This window comes from Streptomyces sp. MB09-01, assembly GCF_033794505.1.
Taxonomy (GTDB): Bacteria; Actinomycetota; Actinomycetes; order Streptomycetales; family Streptomycetaceae; genus Streptomyces.
On the sequence record NZ_JARAYQ010000001.1, the window covers coordinates 80,126 to 96,377 of the forward strand.

At 71.4% G+C, this 16,252-nt stretch carries 15 protein-coding genes and 1 tRNA gene; 13 read left to right on the top strand and 3 right to left on the bottom strand.

Translation table 11 applies throughout. The features are described 5' to 3' along the window. Positions 1-72 precede the first annotated feature (72 nt). Together PV721_RS00330 and PV721_RS00335 are read right to left on the bottom strand one after the other, a co-directional pair. On the bottom strand, positions 73-1,245 hold the full coding sequence (locus tag PV721_RS00330) for a glycosyltransferase (protein WP_319720688.1): 1,173 nt from the start codon (positions 1,243-1,245) through the stop codon (positions 73-75). Further along, a complete protein-coding gene (locus tag PV721_RS00335; RefSeq protein WP_319720689.1) occupies positions 1,242-4,130 on the bottom strand; it encodes a bifunctional glycosyltransferase family 2 protein/CDP-glycerol:glycerophosphate glycerophosphotransferase in 2,889 nt (962 codons plus the stop codon). Before PV721_RS00335 ends, PV721_RS00330 begins: the two co-directional genes overlap by 4 nt. 189 nt (positions 4,131-4,319) lie before the next feature. Here PV721_RS00335 and PV721_RS00340 point away from each other — a divergent pair, with 189 nt between their 5' ends. The 7 genes from PV721_RS00340 to PV721_RS00370 all read left to right on the top strand — a co-directional run bounded on the left by PV721_RS00340 (position 4,320) and on the right by PV721_RS00370 (position 10,946). Continuing rightward, positions 4,320-5,315 (top strand): glycosyltransferase family 2 protein, encoded by a 996-nt coding sequence (locus PV721_RS00340; RefSeq protein WP_319720690.1) that lies wholly within the window; start codon positions 4,320-4,322, stop codon positions 5,313-5,315. Beyond that, positions 5,312-5,740, top strand: a complete 429-nt coding sequence (locus PV721_RS00345) for a GtrA family protein (RefSeq protein ID WP_319720692.1) — start codon at positions 5,312-5,314, stop codon at positions 5,738-5,740. The genes PV721_RS00340 and PV721_RS00345 overlap by 4 nt, the downstream gene beginning before the upstream one ends. A gap of 76 nt (positions 5,741-5,816) precedes the next feature. Then, positions 5,817-6,944 carry a glutamate 5-kinase gene (gene proB, locus PV721_RS00350; RefSeq protein WP_319720693.1) on the top strand — a complete coding sequence of 376 codons (1,128 nt, stop codon included), beginning with the start codon at positions 5,817-5,819 and terminating at the stop codon, positions 6,942-6,944. Positions 6,945-6,978: 34 nt separating this feature from the next. Beyond that, on the top strand, positions 6,979-7,446 hold the full coding sequence (locus PV721_RS00355; RefSeq protein WP_319720729.1) for a hypothetical protein: 468 nt from the start codon (positions 6,979-6,981) through the stop codon (positions 7,444-7,446). Positions 7,447-7,810: 364 nt separating this feature from the next. After that, a complete protein-coding gene (locus PV721_RS00360) occupies positions 7,811-9,094 on the top strand; it encodes a glutamate-5-semialdehyde dehydrogenase (protein WP_319720694.1) in 1,284 nt (427 codons plus the stop codon). Between the two features lie 77 nt (positions 9,095-9,171). Then, on the top strand, positions 9,172-9,732 hold the full coding sequence (locus tag PV721_RS00365) for a hypothetical protein (RefSeq protein ID WP_319720695.1): 561 nt from the start codon (positions 9,172-9,174) through the stop codon (positions 9,730-9,732). Positions 9,733-9,800: 68 nt separating this feature from the next. After that, positions 9,801-10,946 (top strand): hypothetical protein, encoded by a 1,146-nt coding sequence (locus PV721_RS00370; RefSeq protein WP_319720696.1) that lies wholly within the window; start codon positions 9,801-9,803, stop codon positions 10,944-10,946. Here the strand turns inward: PV721_RS00370 and PV721_RS00375 are convergent. Continuing rightward, positions 10,930-12,012 (bottom strand): M48 family metallopeptidase, encoded by a 1,083-nt coding sequence (locus tag PV721_RS00375; protein ID WP_319720697.1) that lies wholly within the window; start codon positions 12,010-12,012, stop codon positions 10,930-10,932. The genes PV721_RS00370 and PV721_RS00375 overlap by 17 nt on opposite strands. 140 nt (positions 12,013-12,152) lie before the next feature. Here PV721_RS00375 and PV721_RS00380 point away from each other — a divergent pair, with 140 nt between their 5' ends. The 6 genes from PV721_RS00380 (at position 12,153) to PV721_RS00405 (ending at position 16,118) form a co-directional block, all read left to right on the top strand. Continuing rightward, a complete protein-coding gene (locus PV721_RS00380; RefSeq protein ID WP_319720698.1) occupies positions 12,153-12,320 on the top strand; it encodes a hypothetical protein in 168 nt (55 codons plus the stop codon). A gap of 36 nt (positions 12,321-12,356) precedes the next feature. Beyond that, positions 12,357-12,974 carry a nicotinate-nucleotide adenylyltransferase gene (gene nadD, locus PV721_RS00385; RefSeq protein WP_319720699.1) on the top strand — a complete coding sequence of 206 codons (618 nt, stop codon included), beginning with the start codon at positions 12,357-12,359 and terminating at the stop codon, positions 12,972-12,974. A 24-nt stretch (positions 12,975-12,998) separates the two neighbouring features. Then, the gene (locus PV721_RS00390) at positions 12,999-14,693 is read left to right on the top strand and encodes an LCP family protein (RefSeq protein ID WP_319720700.1); all 1,695 of its coding nucleotides are present in this window, start codon (positions 12,999-13,001) and stop codon (positions 14,691-14,693) included. A gap of 119 nt (positions 14,694-14,812) precedes the next feature. Further along, positions 14,813-15,259: a ribosome silencing factor gene (gene rsfS / locus PV721_RS00395; protein WP_319720701.1), complete on the top strand. Its 447-nt coding sequence runs from the start codon at positions 14,813-14,815 to the stop codon at positions 15,257-15,259. Then, positions 15,256-15,912, top strand: coding sequence for a histidine phosphatase family protein (locus tag PV721_RS00400; RefSeq protein ID WP_319720730.1), 657 nt, complete (start codon positions 15,256-15,258; stop codon positions 15,910-15,912). The genes rsfS and PV721_RS00400 overlap by 4 nt, the downstream gene beginning before the upstream one ends. Before the next feature lie 133 nt (positions 15,913-16,045). Beyond that, positions 16,046-16,118: transfer RNA gene (locus tag PV721_RS00405), tRNA-Ala, on the top strand. Positions 16,119-16,252: the final 134 nt, after the last annotated feature.

Genomic DNA, 16,252 nt, shown 5'->3' on the forward strand with positions numbered 1-16,252 from the left:
GCCAGGAACACGAAGCCGCCCGCCCCGGATCGCATCCGGGGCGGGCGGCTTCGTGGTGCGCGGCGGGGCCGGTCAGCGCTCCAGGAAGGTGAACAGTTCTTCCCACCGGTCGGTGATGTCGGCGCTGGAGTACCGCTTCACCGCGTGGAAGGCGTTGTCGCCGAGCCGGTCGCGCAGTTCACGGTCGGACATCAGCGTGTGCAGGTGCCCGGCCAGCTCCATCGTGTTGCCGAGCCGGGCCAGCAGCCCGTCCTCGCCGTGCTCGACGATCTCCCGCACGCCCGGCGCGCAGTCGAAGGCGGCCGCCGGAACCCCCGCCGCCATCGCCTCCAGCAGCGTGATCGGGAAGCCCTCGGCCCGCGAGGCCTGGGCGAAGACCGAGGCCCCGCGCAGGGCACCCAGCACGTCGTCCGTGCTGCCCATCCACTCCACGGAGTCGTCCAGGCCCAGCGAGGTGCAGTGCGCCCGCAGCGCCTGCTCCTCCGCGCCCGCCCCGTAGATCCGCAGGACCCAGTCGGGGTGGTGCGGCGCGGCGTCCGCCCACGCGTCGAGCAGCAGGTCGACGCCCTTCTCGAAGGCGAGGCGGCCGACGCACGCCACGACCTTCTCCGTGCGCGGGGCGGGCGTGTCGGGCATGAAGGGCAGCGGGTTCGGCATGCTGCCGACGTTCTCCATGCCCGCCCGGATCCACAGGTCCGCGTCCTCGGCCGTCAGCACCAGCAGCCGGTCGACCTCCGGGTAGTAGCGGCGGACCCGCTCGCCGCGGGTGGACTTCTGGCTGGCCTCGAACGACTCGTGGCTCATGCCGATGACGGTGAGCCCCTTGGTGTCGGCGAGCGCCACCCACTCCATCGCCCAGACCTGCGTGACGATGACCACACCGCCGGGACGGGCTGCGCGCAGCAGCTCGCTCAGCTGCTCCGCCTTGGCCCGCATCTTCGCCCGCCGGGCCGCCTGACGGCGCCGCTCGGGCGCGTTCAGCCGGCCCTTGATCCCGCGCAGCCGGCGGGCCGACGGCGGGTGGGCGTCGTAGAGCGTGGTCATCGCGTACGGCAGGTCCTGCGGCAGCTTCTGCCGGATCTCCTCGGCGACCGGGGCGATGCCGACGATGTGCACCCGGTGGCCGCGGTCCGTGAACAGCCGGGCCATCTGGTGCGACCAGGTGGTCACGCCGCCGAGCTCGTCTACGTTGTTGGAGACGATGAAGATGTCACGGCCGCCCGGGGTGGTGGTCTCCTGGCTCACTTGCCGCTCCTGGTGAAGAACTTCTCGACGATCTGGCGGGCCGCGTCCCCGCGGTCGTACTCGCCGAACTCGGCGAGGAAGCGCTCGCGCGCCTGGGCGTACTTGGCGTCCGCCTCCTCGAAGGCGGCGATCGCCTGCAGGAGTTCGTCCGCCGTCGCCACCACCGGGCCCGGGGCCTTCTCCTTCAGGTCGAAGTACGTGCCGCGGATGTCCGTCGCGTACTTCTCGTAGTCGTACGCGAAGAACAGCATCGGCCGGTCCAGGACCGCGTAGTCGAACATCACGGACGAGTAGTCGGTGATCAGTCCGTCGGCGAGGGCCAGCAGCGGGGTGATGTCGTGGTGCCGGGACACGTCGAGGACGCGGCCGGCGACCGACGGCGGCAGGGAGACGCTGTTGAGGTAGTGGGTCCGCACCAGCAGCGTGAAGCGGTCGCCGAGCCGGTCCGCGAACTCCTCCACGTCGAAGGGGAAGGTGAAGCCCTCCACCGCGCCGTCCGCACCCGCCCGGAAGGTCGGCGCGTACAGCAGCACCTTCTTGTCCGGGTCGATGCCGAGCTCGGCCGCCAGGGGTCCGCGGACCCGCTCACCGCTCTGCACCTCGGTCCGGTGCGCCTCCACGAGGGCGTCGTTGCGCGGGTAGCCCGTGCGCAGCAGCACCTCGTCGCGCAGCCGGAAGCCCTTGGCGAGGGTGCGGGTGTCGTGCTCGGAGCGGATCAGGAAGTGGTCGAAGCGGTCGACCGCCTCCTGGAATCGCTTCTGGCCGGCCCGCCCCTGCGCCTTGGTGCGGGGCTCGTGGAAGCCCATCCGCTTGAGCGCGGAGCCGTGCCAGGTCTGGATGTACGTGGTGCCCGGGCGCTTGGCCAGCGCCAGCGGGAAGCCCTGGTTGTCGACCCAGTACTCGGCCTGGGCCAGGGCCCGCAGGTAGGGCCAGCTCCAGCGCCGCACCAGGGTGGCCTCCTTGGGGAAGCCGGTGGGCTTGGCGCCCGCGTACGACCAGATCGCCTCGAACGGCACGCCCTGGCGCACCATCTCCTCGTAGATCGCCTTGGGGCTGTCGCTGTACTGCTTGCCCATGTGGCTCTCGAAGACGACCGTGCCCTTCTTGACCGGCAGCTTCGAGAAGACCTCGTGGTACAGCTTCACCTTCTGCTCGCCGGAGCCCATGTTCCGGCGGGCCCGCAGCGCCTTGCGCAGGCCCCGCTTGACCACGCCGGCCGCCTTGCCCTGTATGGCGTTGTTGATCAGCGACTGGGTGCGGACGGCGGCGGCGCTCTCGGCGGTCAGGACGTAGCTGAGGTTGCCCTTCTTGGTCACCTCGGGCCCGAAGCGGTCGGAGACCAGCCGCGTCAGCCGCGGGCGCACGCGCAGCCGGGCCGCCGAGTCGAGGTCGACCCCGCCGACCGAGACGCGGGTGGTGATCCGCTCGCCTCCCGCGGTCAGCTTGAGGCGGACGTCCCAGACGGCGTCGATGATGCCGAGGGGGCGGACGGTGCTCGCGACGTCGGCGGTGACGGTCCACTCGATCGTGTCACCGGCGTGGCGCACGGTTGTCACCGGGAAGCCGAAGGAACGCACGCCGACCTGCCGGCGGGCCCTGAATTCGAGCGTGGCCTTCAGATCGGCGTCGGCGGGGATCCGGCCCAGCGGATTCACGACGGAGCCGGACAGCGTGACGGTGCCGCGGCCGTCGTCCTCGTAGGAGGTGAGGCGGTTGCCCACGGTGAGGGAGGTGAGCGGCGTGGTGTGGAAGGCCTGCTCGGTGACGTCCAGTATCCGCCGGGCCTCGGCGGCCTCGGCGGGGTCGGGGCTGTCGATGTGCCGCGCGCACCAGTAGACGCGGCCGTCGCGTTCGGCGAGCGGGGAGGTGAGCCGGCCCTTGTTGGTCATGGCGTCGGCGGCCGGGAGCAGGTTGTCCCAGTCCTCCTTGCCCAGCAGGTAGGCGCAGATCGCCTGGAGGTAGGTGACGTTCTCGTACGCGGTCGGGTCGATCCCCGCGAGGTAGCCGTTGGCCAGCCGGGCGAACTCCTGGCGGTACTCGTCGCTCAGCAGCGGCAGGTCGCGCAGGTGCAGCACCAGGTCGTGCTTGACGAACTTGGCGTCCTTCGCGGACTTGATGTCCGCGTGCCCCTTCGCCGCCAGCAGCTGGTCGACGCGGCGGTGGATCTCCATCCGGTGGACGAAGTTCGCGATCTCGTGGCGCCGGTTGCTGATCGACTTGGCGGAGGCCTTCTCGACCACGTTCCAGAAGTAGACGTGGTTCGGGATCAGCGTGATGCGGCGGGCCGCCACGTACGCCTGCGCGGAGAAGAGCAGGTCCTCGTAGTGGATGCCGACCGGGAACTCCAGGCCCTGCTCCAGCAGGAACGCGCGCCGGTAGCACTTGTTCGTGGAGAGGGTGTCGTAGACCAGCAGGTCGGGGAACTCGGTGATCGATTCCAGCGTGCGCGTGCGCGAGTAGATCCAGGGGTACCACTCGGTGGTCTTCCCCCACCGGTTGTCGAGGTGCACGCGTACGCACATGCCCGACACCAGGTCGGAGCCGGTCCGCTCGGCGGCCTGCAGCATGTTCCGGCAGGCGTTGCGCTCCAGGACGTCGTCGCTGTCGAGGAACATCACGTACGTTCCGGTGGCCTGCCGGATGCCGTGGTTGCGCGGCGCGCCGCACCCACCGCTGTTCTCCGGCAGCTGGAAGGCGCGCACTCTGCCCGGATGCGCGGCCTCCAGTTCCTGGGCGACCGCGTAGGAGCGGTCCTTGCTGCAGTCGTCGACGATCACGACTTCGACCCCGTGCAGGGTCTGGTCCAGAACCGACTGGACTGCTGTCGACAGACGCTCTGCGTCGTTGTAGACGATGACGACCACGGAGACGTCGGGCACGTGCACCTCGATCCCTTCGTTTCGTTGCGTTTCGTTCAGCTCATTCCGCTTATCTCGTCAAAGCTACCGTGTACCGCTCTCGGCTCAGGGCAGGCCGACCGACGCTCCACCCTCGCCGTGCATACTTCTAAGGAAGAGGTGAGAGGTCGGTCCGGTCGCCGACAATCACCCGTTCGGACCCAGCAGGAAGTGTTCATGACGAAGCTGTCCGTAGTTGTCCCTTGCTACAACGAAGAGGCCGTCATCGACAGCTTCGACGCGGAGGTCCGCAGGGTCCTGGACACCCTCCCCGTCGAGTACGAGATCTGCTACGTCGACGACGGCAGCCGCGACGGCACCCTCGGCAAGCTGCGGAAGATCGCCGCGGAGCACGGCGACCGGACGCGCTTCGTCTCCTTCAGCCGCAACTTCGGCAAGGAGGCCGGCATGCTCGCCGGCCTGCGCGAGGCCACCGGCGACGCCGTCGTGATCATGGACGCCGACCTCCAGCACCCGCCGGAGCTCATCGCGCGCATGCTGGAGCTCTACCGGCAGGGCCACGACCAGATCATCGCCCGCCGCACGCGCGAGGGCGACAAGAAGCTCCGCTCCGCCCTCAGCCGCCTCTACTACCGGGGCGTCAACCGCTGGGTCGACGTGGAGCTCACCGACGGCGTCGGAGACTTCCGCATGCTGTCGCGCCCGGCCGTGGACGCCCTGCTGTCGCTGCCGGAGTACAACCGCTTCTCCAAGGGCCTCTTCTCCTGGATCGGCTTCGACACCGTCCACTTCGACTACCGCAACGCGCAGCGCGAGGCCGGTGAGACGAAGTGGAAGTTCGGCTCCCTGCTGAACTACGGCATGGACGGCCTGATCTCCTTCAACAACCGGCCGCTGCGCATCGGGATCTGGTTCGGCGTGTCGCTGGTCGCCCTGACCGGCCTGTACGCGCTGTGGATCACGATCATGGCGATCACCAACGGCGTCGAGTCCCCGGGGTACGTCACCCTCGTGGCGATCATCACCGGACTGGGCGGCGTCCAGCTGATCATGCTCGGCCTCATCGGCGAGTACATCGGCCGCATCTACTACGAGACCAAGCGCCGGCCGCACTTCCTGGTGAAGGAGTCGCACGGCTCGGAGCAGCCCCCGCGCGACGGCCGGACCGGGCCGGCGGCGGAGCCCCCCATCGTGGAGCGCAGCGCCCGATGAGCCGCAGGGACCAGCTCGGCCAGATCTTCCGCTTCGCCCTCGTCGGCGGCGTCAACACCGGCACGTTCTTCGGCATCTACCTCCTGCTGCACCCGTGGATGCCGTACTTCGCGGCCTACTCCCTCGCCTTCGTGCTGGCGATGGTCGGCTCGTTCTTCATGAACACCTACTTCACCTACCGGACCCGGCCGACCTGGAAGAAGTTCCTCCTCTTCCCGCTGACGAACGTCACCAACTACGTGATCCAGTCGGCCGGCCTCTACGCCCTGGTGACCTGGTCCGGGATGGACACCCGGATCGCCCCGCTGGTCGCGGCGATCGTGGCCATCCCGTTCACCTTCCTCCTCTCCCGCAAGATCCTCGTGCCGGGCGCCGCGCGGGCCCCCGAGCCGGAGCACGCGCACGACGGCCCGTCCAGGGTCTGAAACCCCCGAGCAGCCCTTCGGGCCCACCCCGTAGATTGAGGTGGCAGGCATTTCGGCAAGGGGCAAGGGGACAGACGTGTCAGCGGCTAGGCAAGGTGTCGTGGACGCCCGCAGGATCGTGGTCAAGGTCGGCTCCTCCTCCCTGACCACCGCGGCCGGCGGCCTCGACGCCGACCGGGTGGACGCGCTGGTCGACGTCCTGGCCAAGGCCCGCAGCGGCGGGGAGAAGGAGATCGTCCTCGTCTCCAGCGGAGCCATCGCCGCGGGACTCTCCCCGCTCGGCCTGCGCCGGCGCCCCAAGGACCTGGCCCGCCAGCAAGCCGCCGCCAGTGTCGGCCAGGGCCTGCTCGTCGCCCGCTACACCGCCTCCTTCGCCCGCTACGGCGTGCGTGTCGGCCAGGTGCTGCTCACCACGGACGACACCAGCCGCCGCGCCCACTACCGCAACGCGTACCGCACCCTCGACCAGCTGCTCGCCATGGGCGCCCTCCCGGTCGTCAACGAGAACGACACCGTCGCCACGGACGAGATCCGCTTCGGCGACAACGACCGGCTGGCCGCCCTCGTCGCCCACCTCGTCCGCGCCGACCTCCTCGTCCTCCTCTCCGACGTGGACGGCCTCTACGACGGCGACCCGTCCCAGCCCGGCACCACCCGGATCGACGAGGTCCACGGGCCCGAGGACATCGCGCACGTCTCGATCGGCAGCGCCGGCAAGGCGGGCGTGGGCACCGGCGGCATGGTCACCAAGGTCGAGGCGGCCCGGATCGCGGCCGCCGCAGGGATCCCGGTGGTGCTGACCTCCGCGAGCCAGGCCGCCGACGCCCTCGCCGGGCGGGGGACCGGCACGCTCTTCCACGCCACCGGGCGCCGCTCGGCGGACCGGCTGCTCTGGCTCCAGCACGCCTCGACCCCCCAGGGCCACCTGGTCCTGGACGACGGCGCGGTGCGCGCCGTCACCGAACGCGGCAGCTCGCTCCTGCCGGCCGGCATCGCCGCGGTCGAGGGCGACTTCGTCGCGGGGGACCCCGTGGAACTGCGCGCGGCCGACGGCCGCGCGGTGGCCAGGGGCCTGGTCAACTTCGACGCCAAGGAGCTCCCGCAGCTCCTCGGCCGCTCCACTCGCGAGCTCGCACGGGAACTCGGACCCGCGTACGAGCGGGAGGTCGTCCACCGGGACGATCTGGTCCTGCTGCAGGGCTGAGGTTCGGCAAAAGCGCAGCGCGGCGGGCCGGGGACTGGTCAACTGTGAGGGGCGGGCGGACACGCGCAGCGGAGACAGGAGGCGGCTGGTGAGACGAGCGCTGACCAGCGTCGGTCCGGGGGACGGTGACGGCGGCGGTGGCGGGGAGGAGCAGGACCACGCCTCCCGCCTGTGGCACGTGACCCTGAGCGTCTCCGGCAGGCCGGCCCCGCTGTCCGAGGTCCGGCGCGGGCTGGAACAGCTGGCCCACGACCACCCGTTCCTGCTGACCAGCCGGTACGCCGACGACCACGCGGAGATCCGCTACTGGGAAGAGGCCCGCGACCTCCACGACGCGGCGGCCGTCGCCCTGCGCCTGTGGGGCGAACACCGCTCCTCGGCGCAGCTCCCGCCCTGGGAGATCGTCGGCCTGGAGGTCATCGACCGCGCCACCTACCACCAACGCGTGGCCGAGGGCTACGGCCCGCCCCCGGCCCACCCGGTCGGCGTGCACCCGTACTGACCCGGCCCCCATCGCAGCCCGCCGGGGGCCATCCGGGCCATCCGGCCGGCCGGGGACCGTTCAGCCCCGGCCCGGGGACCATCTGGCGCGGCCGGGGGCCGTCCAGGCCCCGCTGGGGAGCATCCGGCCGGCCGGGGACCGTCCGGCCGCGCCGGCGTTCGAGGCACGGGGTCCGGGGCGGAGCCCCAGGTTCTTTTCAGCCCGTCCGGCGCTTGAGGACCGGGTCCGGGCAGAGCCCGGGAAACGGCGAAAGGGCGGGGCGGGGAGAAGGCCCCGCGCAGCGGCCCCGTAGACGGCCCGCGGCGGCGTCTCGCGGGGTGGAACCCCATCGGCGGGGCACCGGCGGGGGATTACCCTGGGCGGCATGACCTCGCTCGATGCCGCCACCGCCACCTCGCCCGTCATCGCCACCGCGCAAGCGGCCCGCACCGCGGCCGCCGCCATCGCGCCACTCCCGCGGTCCGCCAAGGACACGGCCCTGCTGGCGATCGCGGACGCGCTGGAGGCCCGTACGGCCGAGATCATCGCCGCCAACGCCGTGGACACCGACAAGGCCCGCGCCGCCGGCACCAGCGAGACCGTCATCGACCGCCTCACCCTGACCCCGGACCGCGTCGCCGCCATCGCCTCCGACGTGCGCGACGTCGCCGCCCTCCCCGACCCCGTCGGCGAGGTCGTCCGCGGCTCCACCCTCCCCAACGGCATCGACCTCCGGCAGATCCGCGTCCCCCTCGGCGTCGTCGGGATCATCTACGAGGCCCGCCCCAACGTCACCGTCGACGCCGCGGCCCTCTGCCTCAAGTCCGGCAACGCGGTCCTCCTGCGCGGCAGCTCCTCGGCCTACGCCTCCAACACGGCGCTCGTCGCCATCCTCCGCGACGCCATCACCGAGGCCGGCCTCCCCGCCGACGCGATCCAGCTCGTCCCCGGCGAGTCCCGCGACTCCGTCCGCGAGCTGATGCGCGCCCGCGGCCTCGTCGACGTGCTCATCCCGCGCGGCGGAGCCTCCCTCATCAAGACCGTGGTCGAGGAGTCCACCGTCCCGGTCATCGAGACCGGTACCGGCAACTGCCACGTCTACGTCGACGCCCAGGCCGACCTGGACATGGCCGTGGACATCCTGGTCAACTCCAAGGCCCAGCGGCCGTCCGTCTGCAACTCCGCCGAGACCCTCCTCGTCCACCGCGACATCGCCGACGCCTTCCTGCCACGCGCCCTCGACGCGCTCGCCGACGCCGGCGTCACCGTGCACGGCGACGCCCGGGTCCTGGCCGCGGCCGAAGGAGGCAAGGTCACCGCCCTGCCCGCCACCGACGAGGACTGGGCCGCCGAGTACCTCTCCTACGACATCGCCGCCGGCGTCGTGGACTCCCTCGACGACGCCGTCACCCACATCCGCCGCTGGACCTCCGGCCACACCGAGGCGATCGTGACCACCTCGCAGGCCGCCGCGCGCCGCTTCACCCAGCTGGTCGACTCGACCACCGTCGCCGTGAATGCATCCACTCGGTTCACGGACGGTGGCCAGTTCGGATTCGGCGCCGAGATCGGCATCTCCACCCAGAAGCTGCACGCCCGGGGCCCGATGGGCCTTCCCGAGCTCACCTCGACGAAGTACATCGTCACCGGTGACGGTCACGTTCGGTAGTCACCCCCTGGGAGCGGGGTGGCCGGAATTCGGCGGACACCCTGCCCAAAGGCGCCCCCCAGGTCTAGGCTGGCCCTGTGCCGGACGACGTGGGGGGCAAGCCGTTCCCGGACGACGGGGAGCCCGACGACGACCGCGGAGGCGCGGATCAGGACTTCGCCTCCGTGGTGTTCGACGAGGCCTTCGTCCGGAACGCCGAGATCCATGAACCGAGTGCCGCCGAGCGCCAGCGGGCGGCGGACCGGGCTCGCGCGGAGGCGGAAGCCGCCCGCGCCGTGGCCGGCGGCTGGACGGGCGACGACGACTACGACGGATACGCCTACGGCCACCCCGACGGCTACGAGGGCGACGAACACGGCTGGGACGACCGCGGCCCCGGCTACCCCGACGGCACCTACGGCCCGTACGGGGCCTACGGCGGCAGCCTGCGCCCGTACCGCGGCCGGTCGCCCTGGCTGCGTCCGGTCGCCTGGGTGCTCGCCTTCGTGATGGGCCTCGGCATGGTCGCGCTCGCCTTCAGCGCCGTCTACCGCAGCGCCTCGGGCCAGTCGGACCCCGCCCCGGCGCCCGCCAGCACCCCCAGGCGCGAAGTCACCGGCGTCGGCGCGTTTACGTACCCCTCCGTCCGCCAACCCTGAAGGTACGACCCCACTCGCGTACGCCCGAGTAGGGGGCTTCTCTGAAGCGGGGACAGCGGGGAGAAGCGATGGCCGTTCCAGGAGATCCGCCCCACGGCACGCCCGAAGGCATGGGCGGGGGCGACGACGAGTTCCGGTCGGACGAGTACCGGTCGGTGGTGTTCGACGAGGACTTCGTCCGGGCTGCCCGGCTCCAGGAGTACTCGGCCCAGGAACGCATGGGCGAACACGCCAGGGCCGTGCGCAGTCGCTCCATCTGGTCGGGCGGCTCCGGGCCCCGCACTTCCACCCCCGGCCGGGGCGCCCGCCAGGGGATGCTGCTCGTGCTGCTCATCGCCACGGCCTTCTCGGCCGCCGTCTACATGGGGCTGCGCAACCCCTACGACCCCCCGCCCGGAGGGTCCGTCGCCCAGGCGCTCAGCAGCACCGTGGTCCCGCTCGCGCCGACGACCGCCGTGCCCGGCGGGCGGCCCGCCGACCTGTACGCGCAGAGCCCCGCCGCCGATTACCGCGTCGGGGCGGCCGGCATCACCCTGCCCGCCGTGCGCCGCACGCAGCACTTCACCGACGTCCAGATCGTCACCGCGCTGTCCATCGCCAAGGACTACCTGGTGAATTCCTCGTTGGACCCCGACGTCCTGGCCGGAGCCGCCAACCGGCCGGTGCGCGTCCTGCTCGACCCCGACCAGCTGGCGCAGTTCGACCGCAGCATGACCTCGCCCGCCGGCGACGGCCGGCACGCGGTCACCGGCTGGCTGGTCCGCTTCGACCCGGCCACCGCCGTCGTGGCCGACTCCCGGGTCCGGGTGAGCGGGACCCTCGCCTTCGCGGAGGTCTCCCCGGACGTACTGGAAGTGATCACCGACCACACCTTCGTGTACGCCGTGCGGCCGGCCACCGGAGCCCCGGCCGCGTCCGACGGCGCCTCGCTCTTCACCGTCCGGCGGGAGCTGCGGCTGCGCTTCGACCGGGACGACCTCGGTGCCCGGCGGCTGGAGCTGGCCGCGGCCTACGTGATGGCCGGGCCGCACGACTGCTCCAGCGACCCGGCCGGTGGCTTCCGTCCGGTGCCGGCCGGAGCCGGCCCGACCACCGTGGGCCCGGCCGCGAGCGACCCGTACGCCACCGGCCAGCCGCGGCGCGCGGCCGGGCTGTGCGGCGTACTGGCGCCCTCCGCGACCCCGGGGGAGGCCTCGCTCAGCCCTGCTCCGTAGCCCCGCCCTTGCCCGCCGGCCCGGCGCCCGCGGCGGATCCGCTGCCGGCGCCCGTGAACTTGTCGCGGAGCTTGCCGCCCACGTCGGCCGCGCCGCCCGCGATGTCGCCGACCAGCTTGAACAGCGGGTCCTTGCTGGTGCGCACCGAGTCGGCGTAGTGCGCGGCGGACTGGCGGAAGGAGTCGGTCACCGAGGTGTCCTTGTCCTCGTCGCGCCGCGGGTAGTGGCCGTCCATGATGCGCTGGTAGTCGCGGGTCTCCGACCACTTCTTCAGCTCGGCGGCCCGCACCGTGGTGAAGGGGTGCGTCCGGGGCAGCACGTTCAGGATCTTCAGGACGGAGTCGCGCAGGTCACCGCTCGACTCGTACTCCTCGGCCTGGGCCAGGAAGGCGTCCACGTTCATCTCGTGGAGGTGGTTGCCGCCCGCGATCTTCATCAGACCGCGCATCGAGGCGTGCACGTCCTGCCCCACCAGCAGCCCGGCCCGGTCGGCCGAGAGCTCCGACTTGCGGAACCACTCGCGCAGCGCGGTCACGAGCGCCGTGATCGCCACATTGCCCAGCGGGATCCACGCGATCCTCAGCGCCAGGTTCGTCAGGAACAGCAGGATCGTGCGGTACACGGAGTGACCCGACAGGGCGTGGCCCACCTCGTGGCCCACCACCGCCCGCATCTCCTCCTCGTCGAGCAGCTCGACGAGGCTCGTGGTCACCACGATGATCGGCTCGTCCAGCCCGATGCACATGGCATTGGGCTTCGGGTCCTGCTGCACGTACATCTGGGGGACCTTCTCCAGGTCCAGGATGTAACAGGCGTCGCGCAGCATCGCGTACAGGTGCGGGAACTGCGTCTCGCCCACGCGTACGGAGTCCGACAGGAACAGCAGCCGTAGGCTCCGCTCCGGAAGCAGCCCGCTCAGGGCCTTGAACACGGTGTCGAACCCGGTCAGCTTGCGCAGCGCCACCAGCGCCGAGCGGTCCGCCGGATGCTCGTACGCCCGCGAGGAGATACCGGGGAACCGCCTGCGGTCCCGCGCCGGTGCCTTCTCGAAACCCGTCTCCGTCATAGCGCCCTCCCCTGGAATGGCCTGCTTGGCCGTGCGTCTATCCTCTCCAACGCCTGAGTCGGCGTGAGCGTGCCCCAGGCCCCCGCATACGATGTGAGCGAAGTCTCCGCCCGCTCCCCGACTCGATAGGTACCTGCCTGATGAGCCTCGCCTCCACCGCCCACAACCTGGTCGTCCTCGCCTCGGAGGGGGCCGAACAGCACAGCGGCAACCACGACAGCCTGAACCCGTACCTGACCGGCGGCGGTGCCTTCGTCGTCCTGATGCTGATGCTCTGGGTCACCACGCGCCTGAACCGCGACCGCTAGACCGACCGGTCCGCCGGGCCAGTAGGCTCTGCGCTCATGGGAGAGCAGGAGATGCCTACCGGTCCGGTCAAGCGCCGGCTCGGCGTGATGGGCGGGACATTCGACCCGATCCACCACGGACACCTGGTGGCCGCCAGCGAGGTGGCCGCCCTTTTCCACCTCGACGAGGTGGTGTTCGTGCCCACGGGCGAGCCGTGGCAGAAGTCGCACGGGGCCGTCTCGCCCGCCGAGGACCGGTACCTGATGACGGTCATCGCCACGGCTTCGAACCCCCAGTTCTCGGTCAGCCGCATCGACATCGACCGCGGCGGGCCGACGTACACGATCGACACCCTGCGGGACCTCAAGGCGCTGAACGACGACGCCGACCTGTTCTTCATCACGGGTGCCGACGCTCTCGCACAGATCCTGACCTGGCGGAACGCCGACGAGCTCTTCTCGCTCTCCCATTTCATCGGCGTCACCCGCCCGGGCCACGTCCTCACCGACGACGGGCTGCCCGAGGGCGGCGTCTCCCTGGTCGAGGTGCCCGCGCTGGCGATCTCGTCCACGGACTGCCGTGCGAGGGTGGCCCAGGGGGATCCTGTCTGGTACTTGGTGCCGGACGGCGTCGTGCGCTACATCGACAAGCGTGAGCTGTACCGGGGAGCCTGAGCTTCCGGAGAGAGGGGCCCCGCGGTGAACGAGCGACAGGATCCGTACGACCCGTATGCCGCGCAGGAGCAGCAGCTCATCGGCTACGACGCGTACGGGCGGCCGGTGTACGGCCAGGTGCCCGTCCAGCCCGCTGCGCCCGCGCAGCAGTACGAACAGCAGCAGTACGGCTGCGACTACCAGGGCTACGGCCAGCAGCCGCCGCAGCAGCAGCAGTACTACGCGCCGCAGCCGGCCGCCCAGGAGTACGGGCAGCAGGACTACGCGCAGGCCCCCGGCTACGGCTACGACACGCAGCAGACCCAGCAGTGGATCCCGCAGCAGGTCGCCCCGCAGCAGGCCCCGGAGCAGGCCGCGCCGGAGCCGGCCGCCGCCGAGCCGCCGGCCCCGGCCGGGCGCCGGACCGCCCAGGTCCCCGAGCCGCGCCGCCCCGACGGCGAGCCCGAGGCTGGCCGGGACTACCGCACCGAGATGTTCGCCTTCATCGACCAGCCGGACGAGGACTCCGAGGACGTCATCGACTGGCTCAAATTCACCGAGAGCCGGACCGAACGCCGCGAGGAGGCCCGCCGCCGCGGCCGCAACCGGGTGGTGGCGCTGATCGTCGTCCTCGCCCTGTTCGTCGTCGGCGGCCTCGGCTACCTCTGGTACGCGGGCAAGCTGCCCTTCCTCGACCGACCCGGCCAGGACAAGAGCGGCGCGACCGCCGCCGCCGGGGCGCAGAAGCGCGACATGATCGTCGTCCACCTGCACAACACCAAGAAGGGCGGCACCTCCTCGGCGCTGCTCGTCGACAACGTCACCACCAAGCAGGGCGCCACCGTCCTGCTCCCGAACGCCCTCGGCGTCACCAACCAGGACGGTTCCGCGACGGCGCTCGGCAAGGCGGTCGAGGAGGGCGGCCTCGGCACGCGCGAGGCCCTCGACTCGGTGCTCGGCACCCAGATCGGCGGCACCTGGCGGCTGGACACCCCCTTCCTGGAGAACCTGGTCGAGCTGGTCGGCGGCATCGAGGTCGACACCGACACCGCGGTCCCGGCCGACGACGCCGCCAAGACCCCGGCCGTGGCCCAGGGACAGAAGCAGAGCCTGAGCGGCCCGATGGCCGTCGCGTACGCCACGTACCGCGGCCAGGGCGAACCGGAGACCAAGCAGCTCGAGCGCGTGGGCAAGGTGCTCCAGGCGGTCCTGCGCAAGGTTCCGAGCGACCCGAAGGCCGCGGCCGTGACGGTCGAGAGCATCGGCCAGATCCTCGACCCCGCCCTGAACGCGCAGACCCTCGGCGCCCTGCTGGCCCGGCTCGGCGAGCACGCCAAGGTGGGCGCGTACCGCACCGACCTCCTCGCGGTGAAGGCGGACGGCACCCTCACGGACGAGGCCAACAAGAAGGTCGTCAAGGAGGTGCTCGGCGGCTCCGTCGCCGCGGCGCAGCCCGGCGCCTCCCCGCGCGTCGGCCTCAAGGACGCCACAGGGGACGAGAAGACGCAGGTCGCGGCCAAGGCGACGCTGTTGAACGGCGGCTACACCTTCGTGGACGGCGGCAAGGCCGACAAGACCGCGGCCGCCTCCCAGATCACCTACCAGGACGACGCGCAGCGGGACCGCGCGATCGAGGTCGCCAAGACGCTGGGGCTGCCCGAGACGGTAGTGAAGAAGGCCGAGAACGTGGTGAACGCGGAGGTCGTGGTGATCCTGGGCAAGGACTACAAGGCGTCCTGACGGGGCTCCGGTCCGGTCCCGAGGAGCGCTTTCGCCCGCGCGGGCCGTTCCGCGCGGGCGGTGTCGGCGGTACATGAGACCCTTGTAAGGATCTGCCCGCCAACCCGAAAGCATGGCCAGTGACCGCCACGGACCGCTCCATCGAGCTCATCACCGCCGCCGCCCAGGCCGCGGCCGACCGGCTCGCGCACGACATCATCGCGTACGACGTCAGCGACGTGCTGTCGATCACCGACGCCTTCCTGCTCGCCTCGGCGCCCAACGACCGCCAGGTCAAGTCGATCGTCGACGAGATCGAGGAGCGCCTGCTCAAGGAGCTCGGCGCCAAGCCGGTGCGCCGCGAGGGCGACCGCGACGCCCGCTGGATCCTGCTCGACTACGTCGACATCGTCGTCCACGTCCAGCACAGCGAGGAGCGTGTCTTCTACGCGCTGGAGCGCCTGTGGAAGGACTGCCCCGAGATCGAGCTGCCCGAGGACGCCAAGCTCACCATCGGCAAGGCCGAGGAGCACGCCAAGCTGCGCGAGGCGGCGGGCGACGAGGACCTGGACGGTGATCTGTTCTGAGCACGAGCACCTCGGGCAAGTCCGGACGCAAGATCGTCCTCTGGCGGCACGGCCAGACCGCGTGGAACCTGGAGCGGCGCTTCCAGGGCTCCACGGACATCGAGCTGACCGAGACGGGTGTGGCGCAGGCGCGCCGCTCCGCACGGCTGCTCGCCTCGCTGAAGCCGGATGCCATCGTGGCCTCCGACCTGCAGCGCGCCTCCGCCACGGCGGCCGAACTGGCCTCCGTCACGGGGCTGCCCGTGCAACACACCGCGGCGCTGCGCGAGACGTACGCCGGCGAGTGGCAGGGCCTCACGCACGACGAGATCATCGAGAAGTACGGCGAGCAGTACGCCGCGTGGAAGCGCGGCGAACCGGTCCGCCGCGGCGGCGGTGAGCTGGAGACCGAGGTCGCCGACCGCGCCGCGCCGGTGGTCCTGGCGCACGCCGACCGGCTGCCGCAGGGCGGCACCCTGGTCGTGGTCAGCCACGGCGGCACCATCCGTACGACGATCGGGCGCCTACTGGGCCTGAACGCGTACGACTGGGAGGGCCTGGGCGGGCTCTCCAACTGCTGCTGGTCCGTCCTCGGCGAGGGCGCGCGCGGCTGGCGGCTGTTGGAGCACAACGCCGGCACCCTGCCGGAACCGGTGCTCGGCGACGACGACTGAGCTGCTTCCTGCCGCTTCTTGTCGCTCCCTGCCGGGGCTGCCATCCGGATTTCACTTTCCGGCTGGTCACAGGCTAGAGTTCTTCTTGTTCGCAGCGCAGAACACCGGAGACGGGGGGAGCGCGGCGGAGAGCGGGGCTATAGCTCAGTTGGTAGAGCGCCTGCATGGCATGCAGGAGGTCAGGAGTTCAATTCTCCTTAGCTCCACAATCAGGATCCCGTCCCCAACAGGGGGCGGGATCCTTGTTTTTGTACCCTTTGCGTTTGCTGACCTGGCCCGCACCGGCATGGCAGAATCGGACCGCCGGAGGGGGGAGACGACGGCCCGACGCGGGAGGGAG